This is a genomic window from Spirillospora sp. NPDC029432, from assembly GCF_040703975.1.
GTDB lineage: Bacteria > Actinomycetota > Actinomycetes > Streptosporangiales > Streptosporangiaceae > Spirillospora.
Window position 1 is genome coordinate 68891 of record NZ_JBEZWH010000003.1, and the last position, 22584, is coordinate 91474.

The window sequence follows — 22584 nt, forward strand, 5'->3', positions numbered from 1 at the left end:
GAAGGGTCTGCCTCATGGCTGAGAGCGTCCTGTTGGGTGCCGCGCTTCTGGTGACCCTGGTCGCTCTCGTCATCATGCTTCTGCGGCGGCCCGCCGGCCCCGGTGAGGACGACGGCCAGGCGCAGCGCGACGCAGACGAGATCAGGGCGGGCGCGCGGGCCGAGGCCGAGGAGATCCTCGCCAAGGCGCAGGCGCAGGCCGAGCGGCTCGGCAGTGCCGCGCGCGGCGAGCTGGAGGAGGAGGCCCGGGTCCTGCGCGAGGACCTGCGCACCCTGCGGGAGGACCTGGAGCGCCGCGAGACCCGGCTGGCCGAGCGCGAGCAGCGCCTGGACGGCGAGGTGCGGCGCCTGGAGGAGTGGTCCGGCCGGCTCGCCGACTCCAAGCGGACGCTGGAGGCGCGCAAGCAGGAGCTCGGCAGGCTGGAGGAGGAGCGCCGCCAGGTGCTGGAGCGCACCGCCGGGCTGACCGCCGACGAGGCCAAGGCCGAGCTGGTCGCCGCGCTGGAGAACCAGGCGAAGCGGGAGGCCATCCCGATCACCCGGGAGATCGAGAACGCGGCGCGGCAGGAGGGCGAGAAGCGCGCCCGCAAGATCGTGACGCTGGCGATCCAGCGGGTGGCCGGCGAGCAGACCGCCGAGTCGGTCGTGTCGGTGCTGCACCTGCCGGGCGACGAGATGAAGGGCCGCATCATCGGGCGCGAGGGCCGCAACATCCGGGCCTTCGAGTCCACCACCGGCGTCAACCTGATCATCGACGACACCCCCGAGGCGGTGCTGCTCAGCTGCTTCGACCCGGTGCGCCGGGAGGTCGGTCGGCTGACGCTGGAGAAGCTCGTCCTGGACGGCCGCATCCACCCGCAGCGCATCGAGGAGGTGTACGAGCGCAGCCGCAGCGACGTCGAGCAGCTGTGCGTGCGGGCCGGCGAGGACGCCCTCGTCGAGCTCGGGATCACCGACATGCACCCGGAGCTGATCACGCTGCTGGGGCAGCTGCGCTACCGGACCTCGTACGGCCAGAACGTCCTCAAGCACCTGATCGAGTCGGCGCACCTCGCCGGGATCATGGCGAGCGAGCTGCGGCTGCCGGTGGAGCTGGCCAAGCGCTGCACGCTGCTGCACGACGTCGGCAAGGCCCTCACCCACGAGGTCGAGGGCAGCCACGCGCTGATCGGCGCCGAGATCGCCCGCCGGTACGGCGAGCACGAGGACGTGGTGCACGCGATCGAGGCGCACCACAACGAGGTCGAGGTCCGTACCGTCGAGGCGGTCCTCACCCAGGCCGCCGACGCGATCAGCGGCAGCCGCCCGGGGGCCCGCCGCGAGTCGCTGGAGGCCTACGTCAAGCGGCTGGAGCGGCTGGAGGAGATCGCCCGGGAGCAGCACGAGGGCGTGGAGAAGGTCTTCGCGATGCAGGCCGGCCGGGAGATCCGGGTGATGGTCAAGCCGGACTCGGTCGACGACATCCAGGCCCAGGTGATCGCCCGCGACATCGCCAAGCAGGTCGAGGGCGAGCTGACCTACCCGGGCCAGATCCGGGTCACGGTCGTCCGCGAGTCCCGTGCCATCGAGTTCGCCCGCTGACCCCGCCGGCCCAGCCGACCCCGGGGAGCCTCTCGCCGAGGGGCCGCAGTGGGTTCGCGTGCCGGCCACTGCGGCTCTACCGGGACGTCAGCCTGCGGTCAGCTCGATCGGATCTACTCCTCGTGGCTGGAAGTTCAGGGTCTGGCCGTAGAAGGCGAGTTCGGCGCGCAGGCAGGCGATGACGGTCTCGGCCCGGCGGAAGCCGTGGGACTCGCCCTCGAACGTCAGGTACGCGTGGGGCGTCTTCTTGGCGGCCAGCGCCGCCGCGAAGCGCTCGGACTGGTCCGGGGGGACGACCGGGTCGTCCAGGCCCTGCAGGAGCAGGACGGGGCAGGCCGTCTCGTCGGCGCGGGTGAGGGGCGAGCGCTCCTCGTAGGCGCGCTCGAATCCGGGCAGCGGGCCGATCAGGCCGAACAGGTACCGGGACTCGAAGTCGTGGGTGCCCTCGGCGAAGCTGGTCAGCTCGCTGACGCCGTAGTAGCTCGTGGCCGCGCTGAACACCTTGGTCTGCGTGATCGCGGCGAGGGTCGTCCAGCCGCCGGCGCTGCCGCCGCGGATGGCCAGCCGCTCGGGGTCGGCGATCCCGCCCTCGACCAGGGCCTCGGCCGCGGCGACGGCGTCCTCGACGTCCACGACGCCCCACTGGCGGCGGAGCCGCTCGCGGTACGCGCGGCCGTAGCCGGTGGAGCCGCCGTAGTTGACGTCGATGATGCCGATGCCGCGGCTGGTGAAGTAGGCGCGCTCCAGGTTGAGGACCCGGGACACCCGGCTGGTCGGCCCGCCGTGGACGAACACGACGTACGGCGGCAGCTCGCCCTCGGTGCCCGTGTACTCCGGGTTGGACGGCGGGTACACGTAGGCGTGCACGGGCCGCCCGAACGGCCCCTCGATGAGCTCGGTGCGGGGCTTCGGCAGGTACGCGACGTCCGGCAGCTCGGCCAGCTCGCGGCGCAGGCCCTCGACGCGCCCGGTGGTGGTGTCGATCCGCACCACCGACGGCGGGACGGCGGGACCGCCCGCGATGCCCACGATGGTGGAACCGTGCGCCGAAAGCGCCGGCTGCCAGTCGTCGTACGGGACCTCCAGGTCGACCAGTTCGAGGGTCTCGGGGTCGTAGATGCCGAGCCGCTGGTCGCCCTCCCCGTGCAGTACGGCGAGGCGTCCGTCCTCCAGGAGGGCGTACGGCATGCCGCCCAGCTGCCAGAGGGCCCCGGCGAACTCCTCTTCGGCGGGGTAGAGGGCCTGCGGCGACTCTCCGTGGAGGCCGACCTGGTAGATGTTCCACCAGCCGGGCCAGTCGGAGATGACGTACAGGGACTCGTCGTCGCGCCACAGTGGGGCGATGGCGGATTCGGTGAGGCCGCCCTTGACGGTACGGGGCGCGACCGTCTGGCCGTCCTCCAGGGCCGCGACGCGGATCTCGGTGCCGTCCCAGGGCATGCGCGGGTGGTTCCACTGCACCCAGGCGAGGTGGCCCCCACTGGGGGAGGGCACGGGGCTCGCGTAGAAGTCGGCGCCGGTGACCAGCTCCCGGATGGCGGAGGGGTCGGCGGCGGCGCTGCCGTCCAGGGGGACGGCCACGATGGCGCGCCTGATGCCTTCGGGGGTGTGCCCTTCGCAGACGCACCAGATCTCGGTGCCGTCAGGGGAGACGACGGAGTCGGCGTAGCGCAGGCCGCCGGGGATGGCGGGCTCGGGCGTCAGCGGCCGCGGCTTGGGGTCGCCGGGGTCGAGCCGGTGGAGGCGCTGGTCGTCGTAGTTGGAGAAGACGATCGCGTGCCCTTCGCCCGTGCGTACGGGCAGGTAGGACCGGCCGCCGTACTCGTGCACGCGCGTACGCGCGTCCCAGGGCGCCTGCAGGAGCTCGGTACGGTGACCGCCCTGGAGGTGGACGACCGTGGTCCGGCCGCCCTCTTCCGGCCGGGTCTCCTGCCACCAGACGTCGCTGTTGTGCACGGTGGGGAAACTGAGACGCAGCCGGGCGCGGGCGACGTCGTCGGCTGATATCGGAGAGGGCCAGGAGCCGTAGGGAAGGGTCGCACGAGCGGTCATATGCGAATCGTCCCGCATACAGGGTTCGGTTGGGGCCATGACGGGGCAGTTGACCTCGGAAAGATACAACCCGTTCACAAGCGACCGCACCGGGTGCCGGATCGCTCAGGCCCCTGCGGCGAGGGGCAGCGGGGCGAGCAGGCCCTTGATGTCGCGGACGGCGGAACGGGCGGCGCGGCCCGCCCCGATCGTACTGGCCGAGGGCCCGTATCCCAGCAGGTGGATCCGCGGGTCGGCGGCGACGCGGGTGCCGTCCATGCGGATGCCGCCGCCGGGCCCGCGCAGCCGCAGCGGCGCCAGGTGGTCGAGGGCGGCGCGGAACCCGGTGGCCCACAGGATCACGTCGGCTCCGGCCGAGGTCCCGTCCGCCCACGCGACGCCGGTGGGCGTGACGCGCGTGAACATCGGCAGCCGGCGCAGGACGCCGCTCTCGCGGGCCGCCCGCACCTCGGGCGAGAGGACGAGCCCGGTGGCGCCGACCACGCTCCCGGGCGGCAGCCCGCGCCGGACCCGCTCCTCGACCCGGGCGACGGCCTCACGGCCCCGCTCCTGGTCGAACGGTCCCTCGACCCATACAGGAGGCCGCCGGGTGACCCATGTGGTCTCAGCGGCCGTCTCAGCGATCTCCATGAGCGCCTGCGTGGCGGACGCCCCGCCGCCGACGACCACGACCCGCTTCCCGGCGAACTCGTCCGGTCCCCGGTAATCGGCGGTGTGCAGCTGGCGCCCCCGGAACGTCTCCTGCCCCGGGTAGTACGGCCAGAACGGCCGGTCCCAGGTCCCCGTAGCGTTGATGAGCGTGCGCGTGCGGAACGTCCCCTCGGACGTGTCCATGACGAACCCGCCGGACTCGTCGCGGACGGACCGCACGTCCACGGGGCGGCGCACGTCCAGGCCGAACTCGCGCTCGTAGCGGGCGAAGTACTCCGACACCACCTCGGACGCGGGCCGCGACGGCTCTCGGTCCTCCAGCGGCATCCCCGGCAGATCGTGGATGCCGTGGGCGGCCCCCAGCGTGAGGGTCGGCCACCGGTACTGCCAGGCACCTCCGCTGCGCGGCGCGTGGTCGAACATCACGAAGTCGAGCCCGGACCTGCGCAGGAAGTACCCCGCGGACAGTCCCGCCTGCCCCGCCCCGATCACCGCCACGTCATGCGTCACGTCCGGGCAAACCGCGAAGGGGGGCGCCGGATTCCCGGCGGCCCCCTTCGTCCACGGCCGTGCGCGGTACGCGCCGTCCAGCCCGTTCCGGGCCGGTCAGCCCTTCCCGCCGGGCTCGGCGAGCGCCATCCCGGGAGCGGGCGGCGCGCCGGTCCCGGTGCCGATCGTCTTGGCGGACGTCTTGCGGCTGCGGCGGCTGCGCCGCTCCAGCGCGTTCGCCAGCGCGCTCACCGCCATGTTGATCGCGATGTAGATGATCGCGACGACGATGCCGGCCTGGATGATGTTGTTGCCGAAGTTGGGCGGGACCTGCTTGAACCCGGCCTGCAGCAGTTCCGGGTAGGCGATGATGAAGCCCAGCGCGGTGTCCTTGAGCAGCACCACCAGCTGGCTCACGATCGCGGGCATCATGACCGTGATCGCCTGCGGGAGCAGCACCAGCCGCATCACGCCGTTCTTGCGCAGGCCGATGGAGTACGCGGCCTCCGCCTGCCCCCGGGGGATCGAGTTGACCCCGGCGCGGACGACCTCGGCCAGCACCGAGCCGTTGTAGAGCACGAGCCCGAAGACCACCGCCGCGAACGCGGGGACGGTGATGGTGCCCGCGTTGATCTCCACCCCGAACAGCCCGCCGAAGGTCTCGACCATGACCCGCTGGAACGTCCCGAGCGGGGACTCGGCGATCGCCGGGCTGATCTTGTTCGGCACGAAGAACGCCAGGAAGATCAGGATCAGCAGCGGGATGGCGCGGAAGAACTCCACCACCGCGCCGGCCGGGATCCGGATCCAGGCGTGGTCCGACAGCCGCGCCAGGCCGAACACGACGCCGAACAGCAGGGCCAGCACCGAGCCGACCGCGGCAGCCTTCAGCGTGTTCCACAGGCCCGGGAGGATGAGGTTCGTCCACACGTCGGGCTGGAGGAACGGCTCCCACAGCCGCCACGCGAACTGGCCCTTGTCGGCGAGCCGCAGCACGAGCGCCGCGACGATGCCGCCCAGCAGCAGCACCGAGACGACGGTGAGGACGTGGTTGCGCTTGCGGGCCCGGGGGCCGGGCGCGTCGAAGAGGACGTTCGCTTCCTGGCTCATCGCGCCACCGCCGTCCGCTTGGCCAGCCAGCCGAAGAAGAAGCCGGTCGGCAGGGTCAAGATCATGAAGCCCACCGCGACGCCGATGAACAGCGGTATCGCCCCGCTGGTGAACGACGGCAGGTCCATCAGGCCCTTCATCACGGCCGCCGCCTCGGCATAGCTGGCGGCGATGGCCACGGTGGTGTTCTTGATCATGGCGATGAGGATGCTGCCCAGCGGCGCGACGACCGCGCGGAACGCCTGCGGGAGAATGATCATGCGCAGGGACTGGGTGAACGTGAGCCCGAGCGAGCGCGCCGCCTCGGCCTGGCCGAGCGGGACCGTGTTGATCCCCGAGCGCAGCGCCTCGCAGACGAACGCGCCGGTGTAGCCGGACAGGCCGAGGACGGCCCACCAGTAGTAGGTGGTGCCGGTGTCCTTCGAGAAGGCCAGGCCGAGCACGTCGTTCAGCGCCAGGCTGCACATCAGCAGCACGAGGGTGAGCGGGGTGTTCCGGACGACGTTGACGTAGCCCGTGCCGACCCATCGCAGGACCGGCACCGGCGCCACCCGGAAGGCGACCAGGATCGTGCCGATGATGAGCGACAGGACCGCCGACGCGATCGCCAGCCGGATCGTCGCCCAGAAACCGTCGAGCAGGACGTCGCTGTTGTCGAGTACGGGGCCGAAGTCAAACAGGTCGAGTAGCTGTTCCATGGCGTTCCAGCGGGTCAGGGCCAGACCGGCGCGCTCCCCGGGTCGGGTCTGCCGGGGAGCGCGCCGGCATGGCGGGCGTCAGCCTGGGATCAGGCGCAGCCCTCGAACTGCGGGACGGTGGTGACGGTCTTGAGGCCGGTGCCGGCGAAGTGCTTGTCGAGCAGGCTCTTGCCGGTGCCGTCCTGGTACATCTTGGTGATGGCCTTGTTGACGGCCTCGCAGGTCTCCTTGTCGCCCTTCTTGATGCCGACGCCGTACTTCTCGTCGGTGAAGGGGGCGTTGATGACCTTGAACTTGCCCTTCTGCTGGTTGGCGAAGCCGGCCAGGATCAGGTCGTCGGTGCTGACCGCGTCGAGCGCGCCCGCGGCGAGCTTGGTGGCGCACTCGGAGTAGCTCTGCGCGTCCACCAGGTCGACGCCCTTGACGGCGAGCTTGCCGTCCGGCGGGCCCTCGGTGACGCGGCGGAACGAGTTGGAGCCGGCCGCCTTGCAGAGCTTCTTGCCCTTGAGGTCCTCGGCCTTCTTGATGCTGTTGTCGTCCGCGCGGACCATCGTGTCCTGGTGCGCGACGTAGTACGGGCCGCCGTAGGTGACCTGCTGCTTGCGCGCGTCGGTGATGGAGTACGTGGCGATGACGAGGTCGACCTGGCCGCCGCCGAGGAACGACTCGCGGTTCGCCGAGGTGGTCTCCTTGAACGTGATGCCGCTCTCGGGGACGCCCAGTTCCTTGGCGATGTACTTGGCGACGTCGACGTCGAAGCCCTCGAACGTGCCGTCGGGCTTCTTCAGGCCGAGCGCCGGCTGGTCGTACTTGATGCCGACGGTGATCTTCTTGGTGTCCTTGGCCTTCTGCGCGACCGTCTTGGCCTCGGTCTTCTCGGTGTCGGCGCCACAGGCCGTCAGGGCCAGGGCAAGCGCGGTCGCCGCACCGATGGCGGCGCCGAAACGACGTACTCGCATGTGCTGGTTCTCCCTCTGCTTTCGCCGGAGCCGTACAAGTGCTCGACGCGGGGTCTCAAACGGGTCCGGAGGCGGCTCGGCGAGCGGCCCCCGGTGAAGCCTCAGTGCGTAAGGATCTTGGAAAGGAAGTCCTTGGCGCGGTCGGTGCGCGCGTTGGTGAAGAACTCGTCGGGGGTGTTCTCCTCCACGATCTGGCCGTCGGCCATGAACACGACCTTCTGCGCCGCCCGCCGCGCGAACCCCATCTCGTGGGTCACCACGATCATGGTCATGCCGTCCCTGGCCAGCCCGGTCATGACCTCCAGCACCTCGTTGACCATCTCGGGGTCGAGGGCCGAGGTCGGCTCGTCGAAGAGCATCACCTTGGGCTTCATCGCCAGGGAGCGCGCGATCGCGGCGCGCTGCTGCTGCCCGCCCGACAGCTGCGCGGGGTACTTCTGCGCCTGGTTGGCGATCCCGACGCGGTCGAGCAGCTCCATCGCGTGCTTCTCGGCCTCGCTCTTGGAGGACTTGCGCACCTTGATGGGGCCGAGGGTGACGTTGTCCAGGATCGTCTTGTGGGCGAACAGGTTGAACGACTGGAACACCATGCCGACGTCGGCCCGGAGCTTCGCCAGCTCCCGGCCCTCCTTGGGCAGTTCCTTGCCGTCGACCCTGATCACGCCGTCGTTGATCGGCTCCAGCCGGTTGATCGACCGGCACAGGGTCGACTTGCCGCCGCCCGACGGGCCGATGACCACGACCACCTCGCCGCGGTTCACGGTGAGGTTGATGTCCTTGAGCACGTGCAGGTCACCGAAGTGCTTGTTGACGTGCTCGACCTCGACGAGGGGCTCGCCGGCCGCGCCGGCCGCGCCGTCGTCGTCCCGGGAACCGCCCTTGGCGACCTCGGGGTCCTGGGGTTCGCCCTTGGTGACCTCGGGGGTGACCTCGAGCTCGTCTCCGCTGTCCGTCATGGAGCCGGACTTTACGTCATCGCCGCTCACCGGCGACTCTCGGCGCGGTACCGATCCGATCACGAATCCGCACGTCGGCGGCATGATGGGCGATTGCGGGCAGGACCTGCGCGGAGTCCCCGCACGATGATCGCCCGAGGGCCCCGCGGGACGCCTCGACTGATCGCGTACGCGGAGCCGGTGCCTGCGCGTACCCTTGGTGACTGTCATGAATGCGCCCATGGAGACCGGCGCCCGCACGTACGAGATCCGTACCTATGGGTGCCAGATGAACGTCCACGACTCCGAGCGGCTCTCCGGGCTGCTGGAGGACGCCGGCTACGTGCGCGCGGGGGAGGGCGAGCCCGACGTCGTCGTCTTCAACACCTGCGCCGTACGGGAGAACGCCGACAACCGCCTCTACGGCAACCTCGGGCATCTGCGTCCCGTCAAGGACGGGCATCCGGGGATGCAGATCGCGGTCGGCGGGTGCCTGGCGCAGAAGGACCGCGACACGATCGTCAGGCGGGCGCCCTGGGTGGACGTGGTCTTCGGGACGCACAACATCGGGTCGCTGCCCGCCCTCCTGGAGCGCGCCCGCGTCCAGGACGAGGCGCAGGTCGAGATCGAAGAGTCCCTGGTGACCTTCCCGTCGACGCTGCCGACGCGCCGCGAGTCCCCGTACGCCGCGTGGGTGTCGATCTCGGTGGGCTGCAACAACACCTGCACGTTCTGCATCGTCCCGTCGCTGCGCGGCAAGGAGCGGGACCGCCGGCCCGGCGAGGTGCTGGCCGAGGTGGAGGCGCTGGTCGCCGACGGGGTCCTGGAGATCACGCTGCTGGGCCAGAACGTCAACGCCTACGGGTCCGGCTTCGGCGCCCTGGCGACCGCGCCGGACGAGGTGCGCGCGATGACGGCGGGCGGCCAGAGCGCCTTCGCCGGGCTGCTGCGCGCCTGCGGTGACGTGGCGGGCCTGGAGCGGGTCCGGTTCACCTCGCCGCACCCCAAGGACTTCACCGACGACGTCATCGCCGCCATGGCCGAGACGCCGAACGTCATGCCGTCGCTGCACATGCCGTTGCAGTCGGGTTCCGACCCGGTGCTGAAGGCGATGCGCCGCTCCTACCGGCAGGAGCGCTTCCTCGGCATCATCGACAAGGTCCGGGCCGCGATCCCGGACGCCGCCATCACCACCGACATCATCGTCGGCTTCCCGGGCGAGACGGAGGAGGACTTCGAGCAGACCCTCCACGTCGTGCGGGAGGCGCGGTTCTCCGGGGCGTTCACGTTCCAGTACTCCAAGCGTCCCGGCACCCCCGCGGCGACCATGGACGGGCAGCTGCCCAAGGAGGTCGTGCAGGAGCGGTACGAGCGGCTCGTCGCCCTCCAGGAGGAGATCTCCTGGGAGGAGAACAAGAAGCAGCTCGGCCGCCGGCTGGAGGTGCTGGTCGCCGAGGGCGAGGGCCGCAAGGACGGCGAGACGCGGCGCCTCTCCGGACGCGCCCGCGACAACCGCCTGGTGCACTTCCGGGCGCCCGACGAGGCGGCCGGGACGGTCCGGCCCGGTGACATGGTGACGGTCGAGGTCACGTACGCGGCGCCCCACCACCTGGTGGCCGACAAGCCGGTCGAGGCGGTCCGCCGCACCCGTGCCGGCGACGCCTGGGAGGTCCGCCAGGGCACGGCGGCGCCGCAGGGCGTCGCGCTCGGCATGCCGGGCATCGGCCGCCCGGCGCCCGCTCCGGCCGCCGCCCCGGGCTGCTCGACCTGCCCGTGAACGCCGCCCGCACCATGCTGATCTCCGCGGCGGTCTGCCCGCATCCGCCCCTGCTGGTCCCGGCCATGGCGGGAGAGGCCGCGGGCGAGCTGGACGCGCTGCGCGCGGCGTGCGGAACGGCCGTGGGGCGCCTCCGGGCGGCCGTGGAGGCGAGCGACGGCTGCGTCCTGTACGTGGTGGGCGGCGACACCGTCACCCGCGCCTACGGGCCGGACGCGTCCGGTTCGCTGCACCCCTACGGACTCGGCGAACGCCCCGCGCCGGACGCCGCCGTCCTGCCGCTGTCACTGACGATCGGCGAGTGGCTCCTGCGCGGCAGCGGGTTGGACGCGCGCTTCCAGGGCGTCGCGTACGACGCCTCTCCCGAGGAGTGCGCCCGGCTCGGCCGGGAACTGGCCGGCTCGGCCGGGCGCGTGGCGCTCCTGGTGATGGGCGACGGGTCCGCGTGCCTGACGGAGAAGGCCCCCGGCTACCTCCACCCGGACGCCGGGGCGTACGACGCCGCGGTGGCGCGCGCCCTTGAGCGGGCCGACGCCGCCGCCCTGGCGGCTCTCGACCCCAAGGTCTCCCATGAGGTCCAGGCGGCAGGGCGGGCGGCGTGGCAGGTGCTGGCGGGCGCGGCCGTGACGGCTCCGGCACCCGCCCGTTACGAATCCGAGCTGCTGGCCTACGAGGCCCCTTACGGCGTCGGCTACTTCGTGGCCTCCTGGGACGGCGTCCCGTGACGGCCGAAGCGGGCCGGGACGCGATCAGACGCCGTCGTCGCGCTGGCGCCCCTGCTCGTCCTGCCGGCCCTGGGTGCCCTGCCTGTCGATGTAGTCGCCGGCCCGCTCCTGGGCCTTGTCGACATGCTTGGAGTACTTGCCCCCGGTCCGCTGGTCGAGCATGTCACCGCCCTTCTCGACACCCTGCCGGGCCTTGTCCCCGTGCTGGCCGAGCATTTCCTTCACCTTGTCGACGATGGACATCTGGTTCCCCCCGGATCCCTCGTCCTGATGCGGCGTGCGCGGCAGCGGGCGGTGGCCGCCCGCTGCCCCTTACGTTCGGATCCCTACCCGTTCCGCCGGTTCCGTCACCAGAAGTAGGCCAGTGACCAGCAAAGCCGTCATCGCAGTCGTGGGCCCGACCGCGGCGGGGAAGTCCGATCTGGCCGTCGAGCTGGCGCTGCGCCTGGACGGCGAGGCGATCAACGCGGACTCCATGCAGCTGTACCGCGGCATGGACATCGGCACCGCCAAGCTCACCGCCGCCGAGATGCGCGGCGTCCCGCACCACCTCTTGGACATCTGGGACGTGACCGTCACCGCGAGCGTCGCCGAGTACCAGCGGCTCGGTGCCGAGGCCATCGAGAAGGTCCGTGCGCGGGGCCGGGTGCCCGTGCTGGTGGGGGGCTCCGGGCTGTACGTGCGGGCCGCGCTCGACCACATGGAGTTCCCCGGCACCGATCCGGACGTCCGGGCGCGGCTGGCGGGCGAGTTGGACGAGGCCGGGCCCGCCGCCATGCACGAGCGGCTGGCCGCCCGCGACCCGGCGGCGGCCGCGGCGATCCTGCCGAGCAACGGGCGGCGGATCGTCCGGGCCCTGGAGGTCATCGAGATCACCGGGCGGCCGTTCAGCGCGACGATGCCGGAGCGGCGCTACCGGTACGACGCCGTCCAGATCGGGCTCTCCGTCCCGCGCGAGGAGCTGGACGCGCGCATCGCCCTGCGCGTGGAGCGGATGTGGGAGGCGGGCCTGGTGGAGGAGGTCCGCGCGCTGGAGCGGGACGCGGGCCTCCGGGACGGCCTCACGGCGAGCCGCGCGCTCGGGTACGCGCAGGTCCTGCGGTTCCTGGCGGGGGAGTGGACCGAGGAGCGCGCCATGGAGGAGACGGTCCGGGCGACGCGGCGGTTCGCGAGGCGCCAGGAGTCCTGGTTCCGGAGCGACCCGCGGGTGCGCTGGCTCCCGTACGACGCCCCCGACCTGCCCGGGCGGGCGCTCGCGCTGACCGGCTGACGAGGCAATACGATCGATGCCATGCGGTTTGTCAAGGGGCACGGGACCGAGAACGACTTCGTCATCCTGCCGGACGCGGACGGCGGGCTCGACCTGGACGCGGCGTCGGTGGCGCGGATCTGCGACCGGCGGGCCGGGATCGGCGCCGACGGGGTGCTGCGCGTCGTGCGGGCCAAGGCCGCCGGCGATCCGGCCGCCGAGGCGCAGGCCGGCGACGCCGAGTGGTTCATGGACTACCGCAACGCCGACGGCGGCATCGCGGAGATGTGCGGCAACGGCATCCGGGTGTTCGCCCGCTACCTGGTCGACTCCGGGCTCGCCGCGCCGGGGGAGTGGGACGTCGCGACCCGCGCGGGGCTGCGCAGGGTGACGCTGGGCGCGTCCGGCGACGTGAGCGTCGACATGGGGCCGCCCGAATACCTGGGAACGGGCGAGGCGTCGATCGCGGGGCGTGTCCACACCGGTACGCGCGTGTCCATGGGCAACCCGCACCTGGCCTGCCCGGCCGGCGAGCCGGTCGCGGGGCTCGACCTCACGCGCGCGCCCGTGTTCGACCCGGCGGCCTTCCCGGAGGGGGTGAACGTGGAGTTCTTCCGCCCGGTGGGGGAGCGCCACGTGGAGATGCGGGTGTACGAGCGCGGTTCGGGCGAGACGCGCTCCTGCGGGACCGGAACCGTCGCGGTGGCCGCCGCCGCTGCGAGGGGGGCAGGCGCCGCCGAGGGGGACGCCGCGGGAGAATGGACCGTGGACGTGCCCGGCGGGCGGGTCCTGGTCACCCTCGACGGGCGGACCAGCCACCTGCGCGGCCCGGCCGTCCTGGTGGCCGAGGGAGAAATTCTTTCCGGGTGGCTGCGGGGCTCCTGAGGCCGCCGGAGGGGCGTCCGCAACGCCCTGACCTGGGTGTTCGCATCCACGGTGCCGCTCATCGGACGGTTCGCCCGGCAGTCCCCCGTACGGTCCCGGGAATATCGGGACGAGTGTCCCTGACCAATGGGACCGAAAGGCGCTACCTTCAGTAGTGCACACCCTCTGGTGAAGGCCCGCTCGGATCGGGATGGGAGCCCCGATCCGGGTGGCGCCGAGGGCCGGTGGCTCCTTCTTGGCGGGGGGCGGCCACCGGCCCTCCACTCCAGTAGAGAGTGGAGGGCGCGCCTGTAGAGCGCGACCCAGCGACCCCGATGAGCCTGCGCGAAGCTAGGCGAATTCCTGGGACGGGCCGCTGCCGCCGCCTCCGTTGGCGCCGACCGGAAGCCTCGCCCGGACGACCGTTCCCCCTTCGGGGCCGGGTTCCACCGTGCACGATCCGCCGATTTCGGCGGCGCGCTCGCGCATGGACGACATCCCCACGCCCGAACGGGCGCCCTCGGCCATGCCCACGCCGTCGTCCCCCACCCAGACGTGCAGGTCGCCGTTCAGCGAGAGCCGCACGAGCGCGTTCCCCGCCTGGGCGTGCCGGTAGACGTTCGTGAGGGCCTCCTGGACGATCCGGTACGCGGCGACCTCGGCGGCGGCGGGCAACTCGCCCAGATCGCCCTCCACCTCGACCTCGACCTCGGGCCCGTCGCCGGTCGCGACCACTCCGCCCAGCGCCCTGATGGCGCCGGCCAGGCCCAGGTCGTCCAGCGCGGGCGGGCGCAGCCCGTACACCAGCTCCCGGATGTCGCCGATGGTGCGGCCCATGGTCAGCCGCAGGTCCTCCAGGAGGGCGTCCACCGCGGCGGGGTCGGACTTGAGCGTGATGCGCGCCGCGTCCACCGTCATCGCGAGGCTGGCCAGCGTGGGGCCGAGGCCGTCGTGCAGGTCGCGGCGCAGCCGGCGGCGCTCCTCCTCGCGGGCGCGCAGGATGCGTTCCCTGGAACGTTGCACGTCGGCGGCCAGCCGCGCCGAGCTGGTCAGCTCGGCGAGGTTGCGGGCCAGGACCCCGGCCGTCCGGGCGTCCGGGCGGCGGGTGACGCCGAACAGCAGCCGGCCGACCGGCTCGCCGTGCCAGACCAGCGGGACGAGCCGCGGCGCGTCGCCCAGCTCCCCGTCCTCGGTGGCCGCCGTCGTGCGGCCGTCCCGGTCGAGCACCTCGATCCGCACCCCGGACGCGCGCAGCGCCTCGCGGACCATCGAGGCGGCGGCCGCCAGCGCCGCGGCGGGGTCGGAGGTGGTCTGCAGCCGGCGGTTGAGCCGGTCGGCGATCCGGTACGGGTCGCGCTCGCCGTGGATCAGCCGGTCCACGGCCCGCTGGAGGCGGCGCCGGGCGGGCTCGAACACCACGCCGGCGGCGATCGCGCCGAACAGCCCGACCATCGGGCCGCGCCCGGCGAACACGTTGCTGATCAGCCCGACCAGCGCGAAGTACACCCCGGTGATCACCACGACCAGCCCCGCGTACACCAGGGTCCGGCCGATGACCAGGTCGATGTCGTACAGCCGGTACCGGGTGATCGCGATCGCGATGCAGATCGGGACGACGGCGATCGTGACGTTGCGGACCGGGTCGCTGATCGGCGTGGTCTCGCCGATGTAGATGATCGCCATGGCGAGCACGCCGGGGTAGATGATCCAGCCGATCTGCCGCCGGACGTCGGGCGCGGAGCGCGCGAAGCGCAGCGCGACCGACAGGAAGCCCAGCGCCAGCGTGCCGAGGATCGTCGCGCTGATCGCGAGCGGGATGTCCTGGAACGGGTAGACCGAGACCCCGTTGTGCCAGCGGCGCGCGTCCGGGTCGATCGTGAGGTGGACGCAGACGATGAGCGGGACGGCGCAGGCCACGGCCAGGACGGGCCGGAACCGGGCCGACACCAGCCGGCCGTCGGGGAAGATCAGCGGCAGTACCAGGGTGAGCCCGAAGGTGTCCACGGCCCACAGCCAGACGCCGAGCCAGGTCAGGAACCCGGCCCCGGGCAGGTCGTGCAGCTCGAAGAGCGGCCCGAGGTTGAGCGCGAGGACGTAGACGGCGGCGCTCATGCCGCAGCCCAGCATCAGCAGGCCGACCCGGAGGCGGGGGCGGTACCGCAGGAGCAGGGCGGCGACCGGTGTCCAGAAGAGCGCGATGACGATCTCCGGGTGCCACCAGACCAGCCGCAGCGGCTCCGGCAGCCAGCGTCCCGCGATCAGGGAGGCGGCGACCGCGGCGAGGGCGGCGAGGGCCAGCGGTACGGGCCACCGGGCGGCCCCGCCGCGGTCCTCGGTCACCATGCGCTCTCCCCGCTCAAAAGTAATGGAATGTTAAAACGTCCCGCCGGGTGCATCGCCGGTCAAGGGACGGCCGCCTCAGGACAGCGGCGCGCGAGGGCGTACCGGAGTCCGCCGCCGCGGGCCGGTGGTATGGCGGCGTGGGCGGCGTGGACGGCGCGGAGGGGACGTGAAGGGGGCACGGGTGGCGGGGTCGGCTCGCAGGGACGCAAGGGGGCGGGAATGAGGTGAACGTGAGGTACCTGCCCGGCCGCGGGGAGGCGGGGCCGATGGCTAAGAGGTACCCGAACCACCCATATCGGGGCAAGACCCCCAGGCGGTCCGGGGATCGGACGGCCGGATCCGCGGCCGTATTGTGATCTTCGCGGGCGCCCGCGGCGAGCCGGGACGGGGCGGCCGCGGCGCGGTCAGGCGCCCTGGACGGGGTCGGTGGTGGCGCCCGCGGCGAGCAGGCTCTCGCGGGCCATCGCCCGGACGCCCGCCCGGAGCTCCTCGGGGGAGGCGTCGTCCAGGATGAGCCGCTGCAGCAGGAAGCCGGGGATGATCCCGAAGATCGCCTTGCCGGCCGCCACCGGATCGGTGTCCGGCGGCAGCAGCCCGGCGGCGACGCACCGCCGGGCGTACTCCGCCCAGTGCACGCGCAGGCCGACGACGTTCTGCTGCACGTAGCGGCGCAGGTCGGGGTCGTACATGGCGAGGGCCCAGGCCTGCGGGGCGAGCCGCATCGTGCCGTCCGGGCCGCTCAGCGCCACCACCCGCTCGGCCACGCGCACCACGAGCTCGTCCAGCGGCAGGACGGGGTCGTGCTGGACGAGCTCGCCCAGGAACGTGTGGAGGTCGCCGATCACCGTGCCCGTGATGGCCTCGATGATCTCGGTCTTGCTCTTGAAGTAGCGGTAGACCGCGCCGGCCGAGAGCCCCGCCTCGGCGAAGATGTCCTGCATCGAGGTGGCGTGGACGCCCTCGCGGATGAAGCAGGTCCGGGCGGCGTCGAGGATCTGCTGCCTGCGCCGTTCCAGGTGCTCGGGGCTCACTCGTGGCATGGCGCCAATTTAAAACGAATGTTCGTTCTTGACAACCGGGCGCGCCGCGCGCAGTCTGGTGAAGACAGAGAACGGACATTCGTTTTTGGAGGGGACCGTGAACTCCTCGCTCGCCAAGCGGGCCGTCGGCGTCACCCTCGCCGCCGCCGTGCTGCAGCTTCTGATGATCATCGCTTTCTCCTGGCCGGCGGTCCGGACCGCCCCGAACGACGTGCCGATCGTGACGGCCGGGCCGCAGGCCGCGGCGGTGGCCGAGCGGCTGGACCGGCAGCGTCCCGGCGCGTTCGCGGCGGCCGCCGTCGCCGACGAGGCGGCGGCCCGGGCGGCGCTGGCCGACCGGGAGGCCTACGGCGCGATCGTCACCACGCCCGCCGGCCCGCGGGTGCTGGTCGCCTCGGCGGCCTCGCCGGCGGTCGCGCAGCAGCTCACCCAGCTGGGCGTCCAGCTCGCCGGGGCACCGGCGGGCGGGGCCGTCCAGGACGTGGTGGCGGCCGACCCCGACGACCCGCGCGGGGCCGGGTTCGGCGCGCTGGCGCTGCCGCTGATCATGTCGAGCCTCGCCGCCGCCGTGCTGCTGACCTTCGCCCTCCCGCGGCTCGGCGCGCGGGCCGCGGCGCTGGTGGCCTTCGCGATCCTCGGCGGCCTCGCCGTGACGTGGCTGGCCCAGGGCTGGCTGTCGGTGCTGCCGGGCTCCTACCCGGCCGTCGCCGCGGTGATGGCCCTGACGATCCTGGCCGTCTCGGGAACGGTCACCGGGCTCGCCGCGGTGCTCGGACGGGCCGGGATCGGGCTGGGCGCGCTGACGCTCCTGCTGCTCGGCAACCCGCTGTCGGGCGCCACCTCAGCCCCGGAACTGCTGCCGCAGCCGTGGGGCGACCTCGGCCAGCTGCTCCCGCCCGGCGCGGCGGCCACGCTGCTGCGCTCGGTGGCGTTCTTCGACGGCGCCGGCGCGGGCGGGGCCCTGACCGTCCTGCTCGCCTGGGCGGCGGCCGGGCTGCTCCTGCTGGGGGCCGGCGCCCTGCGCGGCCGCCGCGGAGAAGCCCCCGCGGCCGCCGAGCGGGAACCGGCCATGGCCTCGTGATCCGTACGCCCTGGGAGGACGGCTCCGGCCGGTGACATCGGCTCGATGTCACCGGCCGGGGCCTTCTGCTCGCGGTCCCGTCCGCTCTACGGGAAGGCGATCTCGATGCCCTTGCGGTCGCTGGTGTAGCGGGCGTTCCACACGTACAGCCTGAGGTCCTCGGCCTTGAGGCCGTCCTTGACCGGCAGGTCGGTCGCGATGCGCACGACGTACGACGCCCCCGGCGGGATCAGCGTGTCGCCCGCCTCGCTGATAGGCGCCTCGGCCCCGTTCACCCGGGCGGTGACGCGGCTGCGGTTGGGCAGCGTGCACATGTCCTCGGGGATGCCGGGCTGCGGCATGCAGCGCTCGCGCGACTCGTCGGGCACCTGCTCGCGCGGCATGAACAGGTCGGCCGGATAGTCCAGCAGCGCGGGACGGCGCTGGTTGTTGGTGAGGACGTAGTCGGCGTACGCGTACGTCGTGCCCTCGGGCGGCGGCTGCGCGTCGTCGAGCGGGCGGTCGTCGGTGCCGGCCTTCGCCGCCGCGAGCCCGTACCCGTAGCCCTCGGGCGTGTTGACGCTGAGCGCGGGGCCGGTCGCGGGGGCCTGGCCGCTGGGCGGCTCGCCCTGCGCGCCGTCGCCCTGGCTGGCGAGGGTGGACGGGGACCCGTGCTCCTGCCCGCCCGGCGGGCGGAAGACGACGATCCCGGCGGCGACCGCCGCCATGGCGACGGCGCCGCTGAGCGCACCCGCGATGCCGAGCTTGCCCGCCCCGCGCTTCTTGCGGCGGCGGTGTGAGGGGTGGCCGCTCGGCATCGGCCTGGGCGGCGGCGTCGGCCTGTAGGACATGGCTTTGCGTACTCCTCGGCCTCTCCGGTCGGTAAGTACGACCTTTCTTGGCGGGCAGCCAACGATACAGGATGACCGTTTGTAGCAAATATGTCCCCTGTTGGGCCTTTCTTGGCGGGCGTGCCGGCCGCCGCCGCGTCATCCCGCGCGGGGCACCAGCGCCTCCCTGCCGAGCCCGCGGAGGGACGCGTCGAGGACCTCCGCCGTGTGCGCGACCGCGAGCCGGGCGCCCCGCCGCTCCAGCGCCGTCGCGATCTGCATCGAGCAGCCCGGGTTGGCGGCGACCAGCAGTTCCGCGTCCGTCGCGCGCACGTTCGCCGCCTTCCGGTCGCCGAGCTCGGCCGCCGCCTCCGGCTGCAGGATGTTGTACGTCCCGGCCGAGCCGCAGCAGATCTCGGGATCGGCGATCTCCTTGATCGTCAGCTCCGGGATGCCGGCCAGCAGCGCCCGCGGCTGCGCGCGGACGCCCTGCGCGTGCGCGAGGTGGCAGGCGTCGTGGTACGCGACCGTGACCGGAAGTGGCCGCCGGGGCGCCCGGGGACCGAGTTCGGCCAGGTACTCGGCGAGGTCCCTGGTCTTGGCCGACAGCGCCTCGGCCCGGCCCGCCCACTCCGGGTCGCCGGCCAGGACGTCCCGGTAGTCCTTCATCGCCGAACCGCAGCCCGCCGCGTTCACCACGACCACGTCGACCGCCTCGAACGCCACGATCGTCCGGCGCGCGAACGCCGTGGCCTCCTCCTCGCGGCCCGAGTGCAGCGACAGCGCCCCGCAGCACCCCTGCCGCGCGGGGATGACGACGTCGCAGCCCTCCATGGCCAGGACGCGCGCCGTCGCGGCGTTCACGCCGGGGAAGAACTCGCGCTGCACGCAGCCGGTGAGCATGCCGACCGTGGCGCGCCGCTCCCCGCGCGCCGCGACGCGCTCGGGCAGCCTGGGGGAGCGGGAGAGCGGCGGCGCGAGGCGTTCCATGGCCGCCAGGGAGGGGGACAGGCGCTCCAGGATGCCGCTGCGCCGCACCAGCCGCTCCAGGCCGGTCTTCTGGTACGCGCGGAGCGGACCACGCAGGGCGCGCAGGCGGTTCGGGTACGGGAACAGCCGGAAGATCGCCTCGCGCAGGGCCCGTTCGGGCAGCGGACGCGCGTGCTCCTCTTCGACCGTGGCGCGGGTCGCCTCGATCAGCCGGTCGTACCGCACGCCGGACGGGCACGCCGTCACGCACGCCATGCATCCCAGGCACTGGTCGAAATGCTGCACCATCGGCGCCGACATCGGCGCGCCCTCCTGGTGCTGCTCCATCAGATGGATCCGCCCGCGCGGCGAGTCCATCTCCTCGCCCCACAGGACGTACGTGGGGCACGTCGGCAGGCAGAAACCGCAGTGGACGCAGTCGCCGAGCAGCTCGGGCAGCCCCCGCGGCTCCGCCCCGTCCCGTTCGTCCCTCTCGCCCGCCATCACAGACCTCCCACGAAACGCCCGGGGGACAACCGGTTCTCCGGATCGAATTGCTCCTTGACCCGCCGCATGAGGGAGAACGCCGGCACGGGCCCCCAAAGGTCGATCTCGTTCCGTACGGCCTCGGGCGTGTAGCGCACGACCGCTGCGCCATTGTGGCGCCCGCCCAGGTCCTCCCGGACGCGCGCCAGCGTCCCGGCGGGATCCGCCTCCGGCGTTAGGCCCAGATAGCCGTGCCCGGCCGCCGACCAGGAGAGGGAGACGCCTTCCGTACGGTGTTCGAGAAGCGTCGCCAGGGCGGACGGCGGGGCGGTCACGTCGATGAGGGTCGTCCCGTCCGGATAGGCGCCCCACCACTCCGGCGGCTCCTGCGCGGTCCGCACTTGCGTACCGGCCGCGCCCAGAAGGGCCGAGACCTGCTCCGTACGGGCCGCCACTCCTTCCGGGACGCCCTCCAGGAGCACCCCAAGCGTCAGGCCGTCCTGAGAGGAGGAGACCACCTCGACGGCGCTCGGCACGGCGGGGGAGTGCAGCACCGCTTGGACGGCCTCGTACGCGCGCGTGGCGTCGGTCAGATCGCAGGTGATGTACGCCTGGGCCGCCGGGATCGGATGGAGCCGGAACGTCGCCTCGACGATCAGGCCGAGCGTCCCGTACGAGCCGCTGAACAGCCGGCCCAGGTCGTACCCGGCCACGTTCTTGACGACCTTGCCCCCGGACCGCGCCACCCGGCCGTCCGCGCGGATCACCGTGAGCCCGATGACCAGGTCGCGGGGCGTCCCGTACAGCAGGCGCAGCGGCCCGGCGGCGGCCGTGGCGATCGTGCCGCCGACCGTGGAGCCGGGCAGCGGGGCGTCCAGCGCGAGCCGCTGCCCGCGCTCGGCCAGCACCTCCGCCAGCCGGCCGGTGTCCAGGCCCGCCTCGGCCGTCACCACCAGGTCGCCGGCCGCGTGCTCGACCACCTGGTCCAGCCGGGCGGTGTCGACCAGCACGTCGCAGCGGGCCGGCGGCGCGCCCCAGTCGAGCCGCGTCTCCGCGCCGCGCGGCACGACGGCCAGCCCGAGCTCCGCGGCCGTCCGCATCACCTCGGCCGCCTCGGCCGAGGTCGCCGGCGCGGCCACCACGCCCGGGACGACGCCCAGGACGCCCTCCTCGGGCTCGCCCGGGCGCACGTCGCCGCAGACCTTGGTAAGCGCATCGAGCGCGTCGCGCGCCTTGGCACCGCCCTCGGCCGCCATCAGAACTGCTCCGCCTTCCCCTGCTCGACCAGCGGATGCACGCCCTTGCGGAACCCCGGCACCTCGCCGCACAGCCGCGGGGTCGGGAACACCTTGCCCGGATTGCACAGCCCCGCCGGATCGAACCCGCAGCGCACCATCTGCATCGTGTCCAGATCGGTCTCGGTGAACATGCGCGGCATGTAGCGGGACTTGTCGACGCCCACGCCGTGCTCCCCGGTGATCGACCCGCCGTGCTCGATGCACAGGTCGAGGATCTTCCCGGAGACCTCCTCCGCCCGTTCCGCCGCGCCGTGCTCGGCGTCGTCGAACAGCACCAGCGGATGCAGGTTGCCGTCACCGGCGTGGAACACGTTCGCGACCCGCACGCCGGACTCCGCCGACAGCGCGTCGATCCCCGCCAGCACGCCGGGCAGCGAGGTGCGCGGGATGACGCCGTCCTGGACGAGGTACGCCGGGCTGATCCGGCCCACCGCCGCGAACGCCGACTTGCGCCCCTTCCAGATCAGCGCCCGCTCGGCGTCGTCCGCCGCGACCCTGATCTCGAACGCGCCCGCCTCCCGGCACAGCCGCTCCACCTCGCCGAACTGGTGCTCCACCTCGGCCGCCGGGCCGTCCAGCTCCACGATCAGCACCGCGCCCGCGCCCGGCGGGTACCCGCAGTCCACCGCCGCCTCGGCCGCCTCGATCGACAGCGCGTCCATCATCTCGATCGCGGCCGGCACCATCCCCGCGCCGATGATCGCCGACACCGCCGTGCCGCCCGCCTCGATCGACCCGAACGCCGCCAGCAGCGTCTGCACGGTCTCCGGCAGCCGCGTCAGCCGTACCGTGATCTTGGTGGTGATGCCCAGCGTGCCCTCCGCGCCGACGAACACGCCGAGCAGGTCGTACCCGGGGCCGCCGGCCGCCAGCTCGGTGATCTCCCCGTCCGGGGTGACGATCTCGCAGGCCAGCACGTGGTGCGCGGTGAACCCGTACTTCAGGCAGTGCGCCCCGCCGCTGTTCTCCGCGACGTTCCCGCCCACCGAGCAGATCTGCTGGCTGGACGGGTCGGGCGCGAAGTAGTAGCCGTACGGGCGGGCCGCCCGCGACACGTCCAGGTTGATCACGCCGGGCTCGACCACCGCCCGCCGGTTCGCGATGTCGATCTCCAGGATCCGGCGCATCCGGGACGTCACGATCAGCACCCCGTCGGTACGGGGCAGCGCGCCGCCCGACAGGCCGGTGCCGGACCCGCGCGCCACGTACGGGATCCCGGCCTCCGCGCAGGCGCGCACGATCGCCGCGATCTGCTCGGCCGACTCGGGGAGCACGACCAGCCCGGGAGTCGCCCGGTGGGTGGTCAGGCCGTCGCAGTCATAGGTGCGCAGCCGTACCGGATCCGAGATCACCGCCTCGGTCCCGAGGAGCCGCTCGCATCGCCGCGCGAGCGCCTGGAGTGCGGGGGATTCCATTCTCTTCACCATGCTCCCGTGGACGGCCGACCGCAAGATCGGCGGTGCCGCCCG

19 protein-coding genes are annotated in these 22584 nt (G+C 73.0%); 6 read left to right on the forward strand and 13 right to left on the reverse strand.

The genetic code is table 11. The features are described from left to right. The first annotated feature begins 14 nt into the window (after positions 1-14). Positions 15-1580, forward strand: a complete 1566-nt coding sequence (rny, locus tag AB0881_RS03060) for a ribonuclease Y (RefSeq protein WP_366613780.1) — start codon at positions 15-17, stop codon at positions 1578-1580. Positions 1581-1667: 87 nt separating this feature from the next. Here rny and AB0881_RS03065 read toward each other — a convergent pair whose 3' ends face one another. From AB0881_RS03065 to AB0881_RS03090, 6 genes are all read right to left on the reverse strand, one after another. Next, positions 1668-3632 carry a prolyl oligopeptidase family serine peptidase gene (locus AB0881_RS03065; RefSeq protein ID WP_366613781.1) on the reverse strand — a complete coding sequence of 655 codons (1965 nt, stop codon included), beginning with the start codon at positions 3630-3632 and terminating at the stop codon, positions 1668-1670. A 105-nt stretch (positions 3633-3737) separates the two neighbouring features. Beyond that, complete coding sequence (locus tag AB0881_RS03070; RefSeq protein WP_366613782.1) at positions 3738-4793, reverse strand: NAD(P)-binding domain-containing protein; 1056 nt, start codon at positions 4791-4793, stop codon at positions 3738-3740. Between the two features lie 96 nt (positions 4794-4889). Beyond that, positions 4890-5882 carry an amino acid ABC transporter permease gene (locus AB0881_RS03075; RefSeq protein WP_366613783.1) on the reverse strand — a complete coding sequence of 331 codons (993 nt, stop codon included), beginning with the start codon at positions 5880-5882 and terminating at the stop codon, positions 4890-4892. Next, on the reverse strand, positions 5879-6580 hold the full coding sequence (locus tag AB0881_RS03080) for an amino acid ABC transporter permease (protein WP_366613784.1): 702 nt from the start codon (positions 6578-6580) through the stop codon (positions 5879-5881). Before AB0881_RS03080 ends, AB0881_RS03075 begins: the two co-directional genes overlap by 4 nt. An 89-nt stretch (positions 6581-6669) precedes the next feature. Beyond that, complete coding sequence (locus AB0881_RS03085; RefSeq protein WP_366613785.1) at positions 6670-7539, reverse strand: glutamate ABC transporter substrate-binding protein; 870 nt, start codon at positions 7537-7539, stop codon at positions 6670-6672. Positions 7540-7640: 101 nt separating this feature from the next. Continuing rightward, positions 7641-8495, reverse strand: a complete 855-nt coding sequence (locus AB0881_RS03090) for an amino acid ABC transporter ATP-binding protein (protein WP_366613786.1) — start codon at positions 8493-8495, stop codon at positions 7641-7643. A 208-nt stretch (positions 8496-8703) separates the two neighbouring features. On the opposite strand from AB0881_RS03090, the gene miaB reads away from it, so the two are divergent. Both miaB and AB0881_RS03100 read left to right on the forward strand, forming a co-directional pair. Next, the gene (miaB, locus tag AB0881_RS03095) at positions 8704-10251 is read left to right on the forward strand and encodes a tRNA (N6-isopentenyl adenosine(37)-C2)-methylthiotransferase MiaB (RefSeq protein ID WP_366613787.1); all 1548 of its coding nucleotides are present in this window, start codon (positions 8704-8706) and stop codon (positions 10249-10251) included. Beyond that, on the forward strand, positions 10248-10976 hold the full coding sequence (locus AB0881_RS03100) for a hypothetical protein (RefSeq protein ID WP_366613788.1): 729 nt from the start codon (positions 10248-10250) through the stop codon (positions 10974-10976). Before miaB ends, AB0881_RS03100 begins: the two co-directional genes overlap by 4 nt. 24 nt (positions 10977-11000) lie before the next feature. On the opposite strand, the gene AB0881_RS03105 is transcribed toward AB0881_RS03100, so the two are convergent. Beyond that, positions 11001-11219, reverse strand: a complete 219-nt coding sequence (locus tag AB0881_RS03105; RefSeq protein ID WP_366613789.1) for an antitoxin — start codon at positions 11217-11219, stop codon at positions 11001-11003. A gap of 121 nt (positions 11220-11340) precedes the next feature. On the opposite strand from AB0881_RS03105, the gene miaA reads away from it, so the two are divergent. Both miaA and dapF read left to right on the forward strand, forming a co-directional pair. Continuing rightward, positions 11341-12246: a tRNA (adenosine(37)-N6)-dimethylallyltransferase MiaA gene (gene miaA, locus AB0881_RS03110; RefSeq protein ID WP_366613790.1), complete on the forward strand. Its 906-nt coding sequence runs from the start codon at positions 11341-11343 to the stop codon at positions 12244-12246. A 21-nt stretch (positions 12247-12267) separates the two neighbouring features. Next, a complete protein-coding gene (gene dapF, locus AB0881_RS03115) occupies positions 12268-13110 on the forward strand; it encodes a diaminopimelate epimerase (protein WP_366613791.1) in 843 nt (280 codons plus the stop codon). A 330-nt stretch (positions 13111-13440) separates the two neighbouring features. Here the strand turns inward: dapF and AB0881_RS03120 are convergent, their stop codons facing one another. Together AB0881_RS03120 and AB0881_RS03125 are read right to left on the reverse strand one after the other, a co-directional pair. Then, positions 13441-15432: a histidine kinase gene (locus AB0881_RS03120; RefSeq protein WP_366613792.1), complete on the reverse strand. Its 1992-nt coding sequence runs from the start codon at positions 15430-15432 to the stop codon at positions 13441-13443. Between the two features lie 404 nt (positions 15433-15836). Further along, on the reverse strand, positions 15837-16472 hold the full coding sequence (locus tag AB0881_RS03125; protein ID WP_366613793.1) for a TetR/AcrR family transcriptional regulator: 636 nt from the start codon (positions 16470-16472) through the stop codon (positions 15837-15839). Positions 16473-16569: 97 nt separating this feature from the next. Here AB0881_RS03125 and AB0881_RS03130 point away from each other — a divergent pair, with 97 nt between their 5' ends. Then, positions 16570-17553 (forward strand): hypothetical protein, encoded by a 984-nt coding sequence (locus AB0881_RS03130; protein ID WP_366613794.1) that lies wholly within the window; start codon positions 16570-16572, stop codon positions 17551-17553. Between the two features lie 86 nt (positions 17554-17639). On the opposite strand, the gene AB0881_RS03135 is transcribed toward AB0881_RS03130, so the two are convergent. The 4 genes from AB0881_RS03135 to AB0881_RS03150 form a co-directional block, all read right to left on the reverse strand. Next, entirely contained in the window at positions 17640-18383 is a 744-nt protein-coding gene (locus AB0881_RS03135; RefSeq protein ID WP_366613795.1) for a hypothetical protein, read from the reverse strand. Between the two features lie 138 nt (positions 18384-18521). Then, positions 18522-19835 (reverse strand): heterodisulfide reductase-related iron-sulfur binding cluster, encoded by a 1314-nt coding sequence (locus tag AB0881_RS03140; RefSeq protein ID WP_366613796.1) that lies wholly within the window; start codon positions 19833-19835, stop codon positions 18522-18524. Beyond that, the gene (locus AB0881_RS03145; protein WP_366613797.1) at positions 19835-21073 is read right to left on the reverse strand and encodes an FAD-binding oxidoreductase; all 1239 of its coding nucleotides are present in this window, start codon (positions 21071-21073) and stop codon (positions 19835-19837) included. The genes AB0881_RS03140 and AB0881_RS03145 overlap by 1 nt, the downstream gene beginning before the upstream one ends. After that, on the reverse strand, positions 21073-22530 hold the full coding sequence (locus tag AB0881_RS03150) for an FAD-linked oxidase C-terminal domain-containing protein (RefSeq protein ID WP_366613798.1): 1458 nt from the start codon (positions 22528-22530) through the stop codon (positions 21073-21075). The genes AB0881_RS03145 and AB0881_RS03150 overlap by 1 nt, the downstream gene beginning before the upstream one ends. Between the last annotated feature and the right edge of the window lie 54 nt (positions 22531-22584).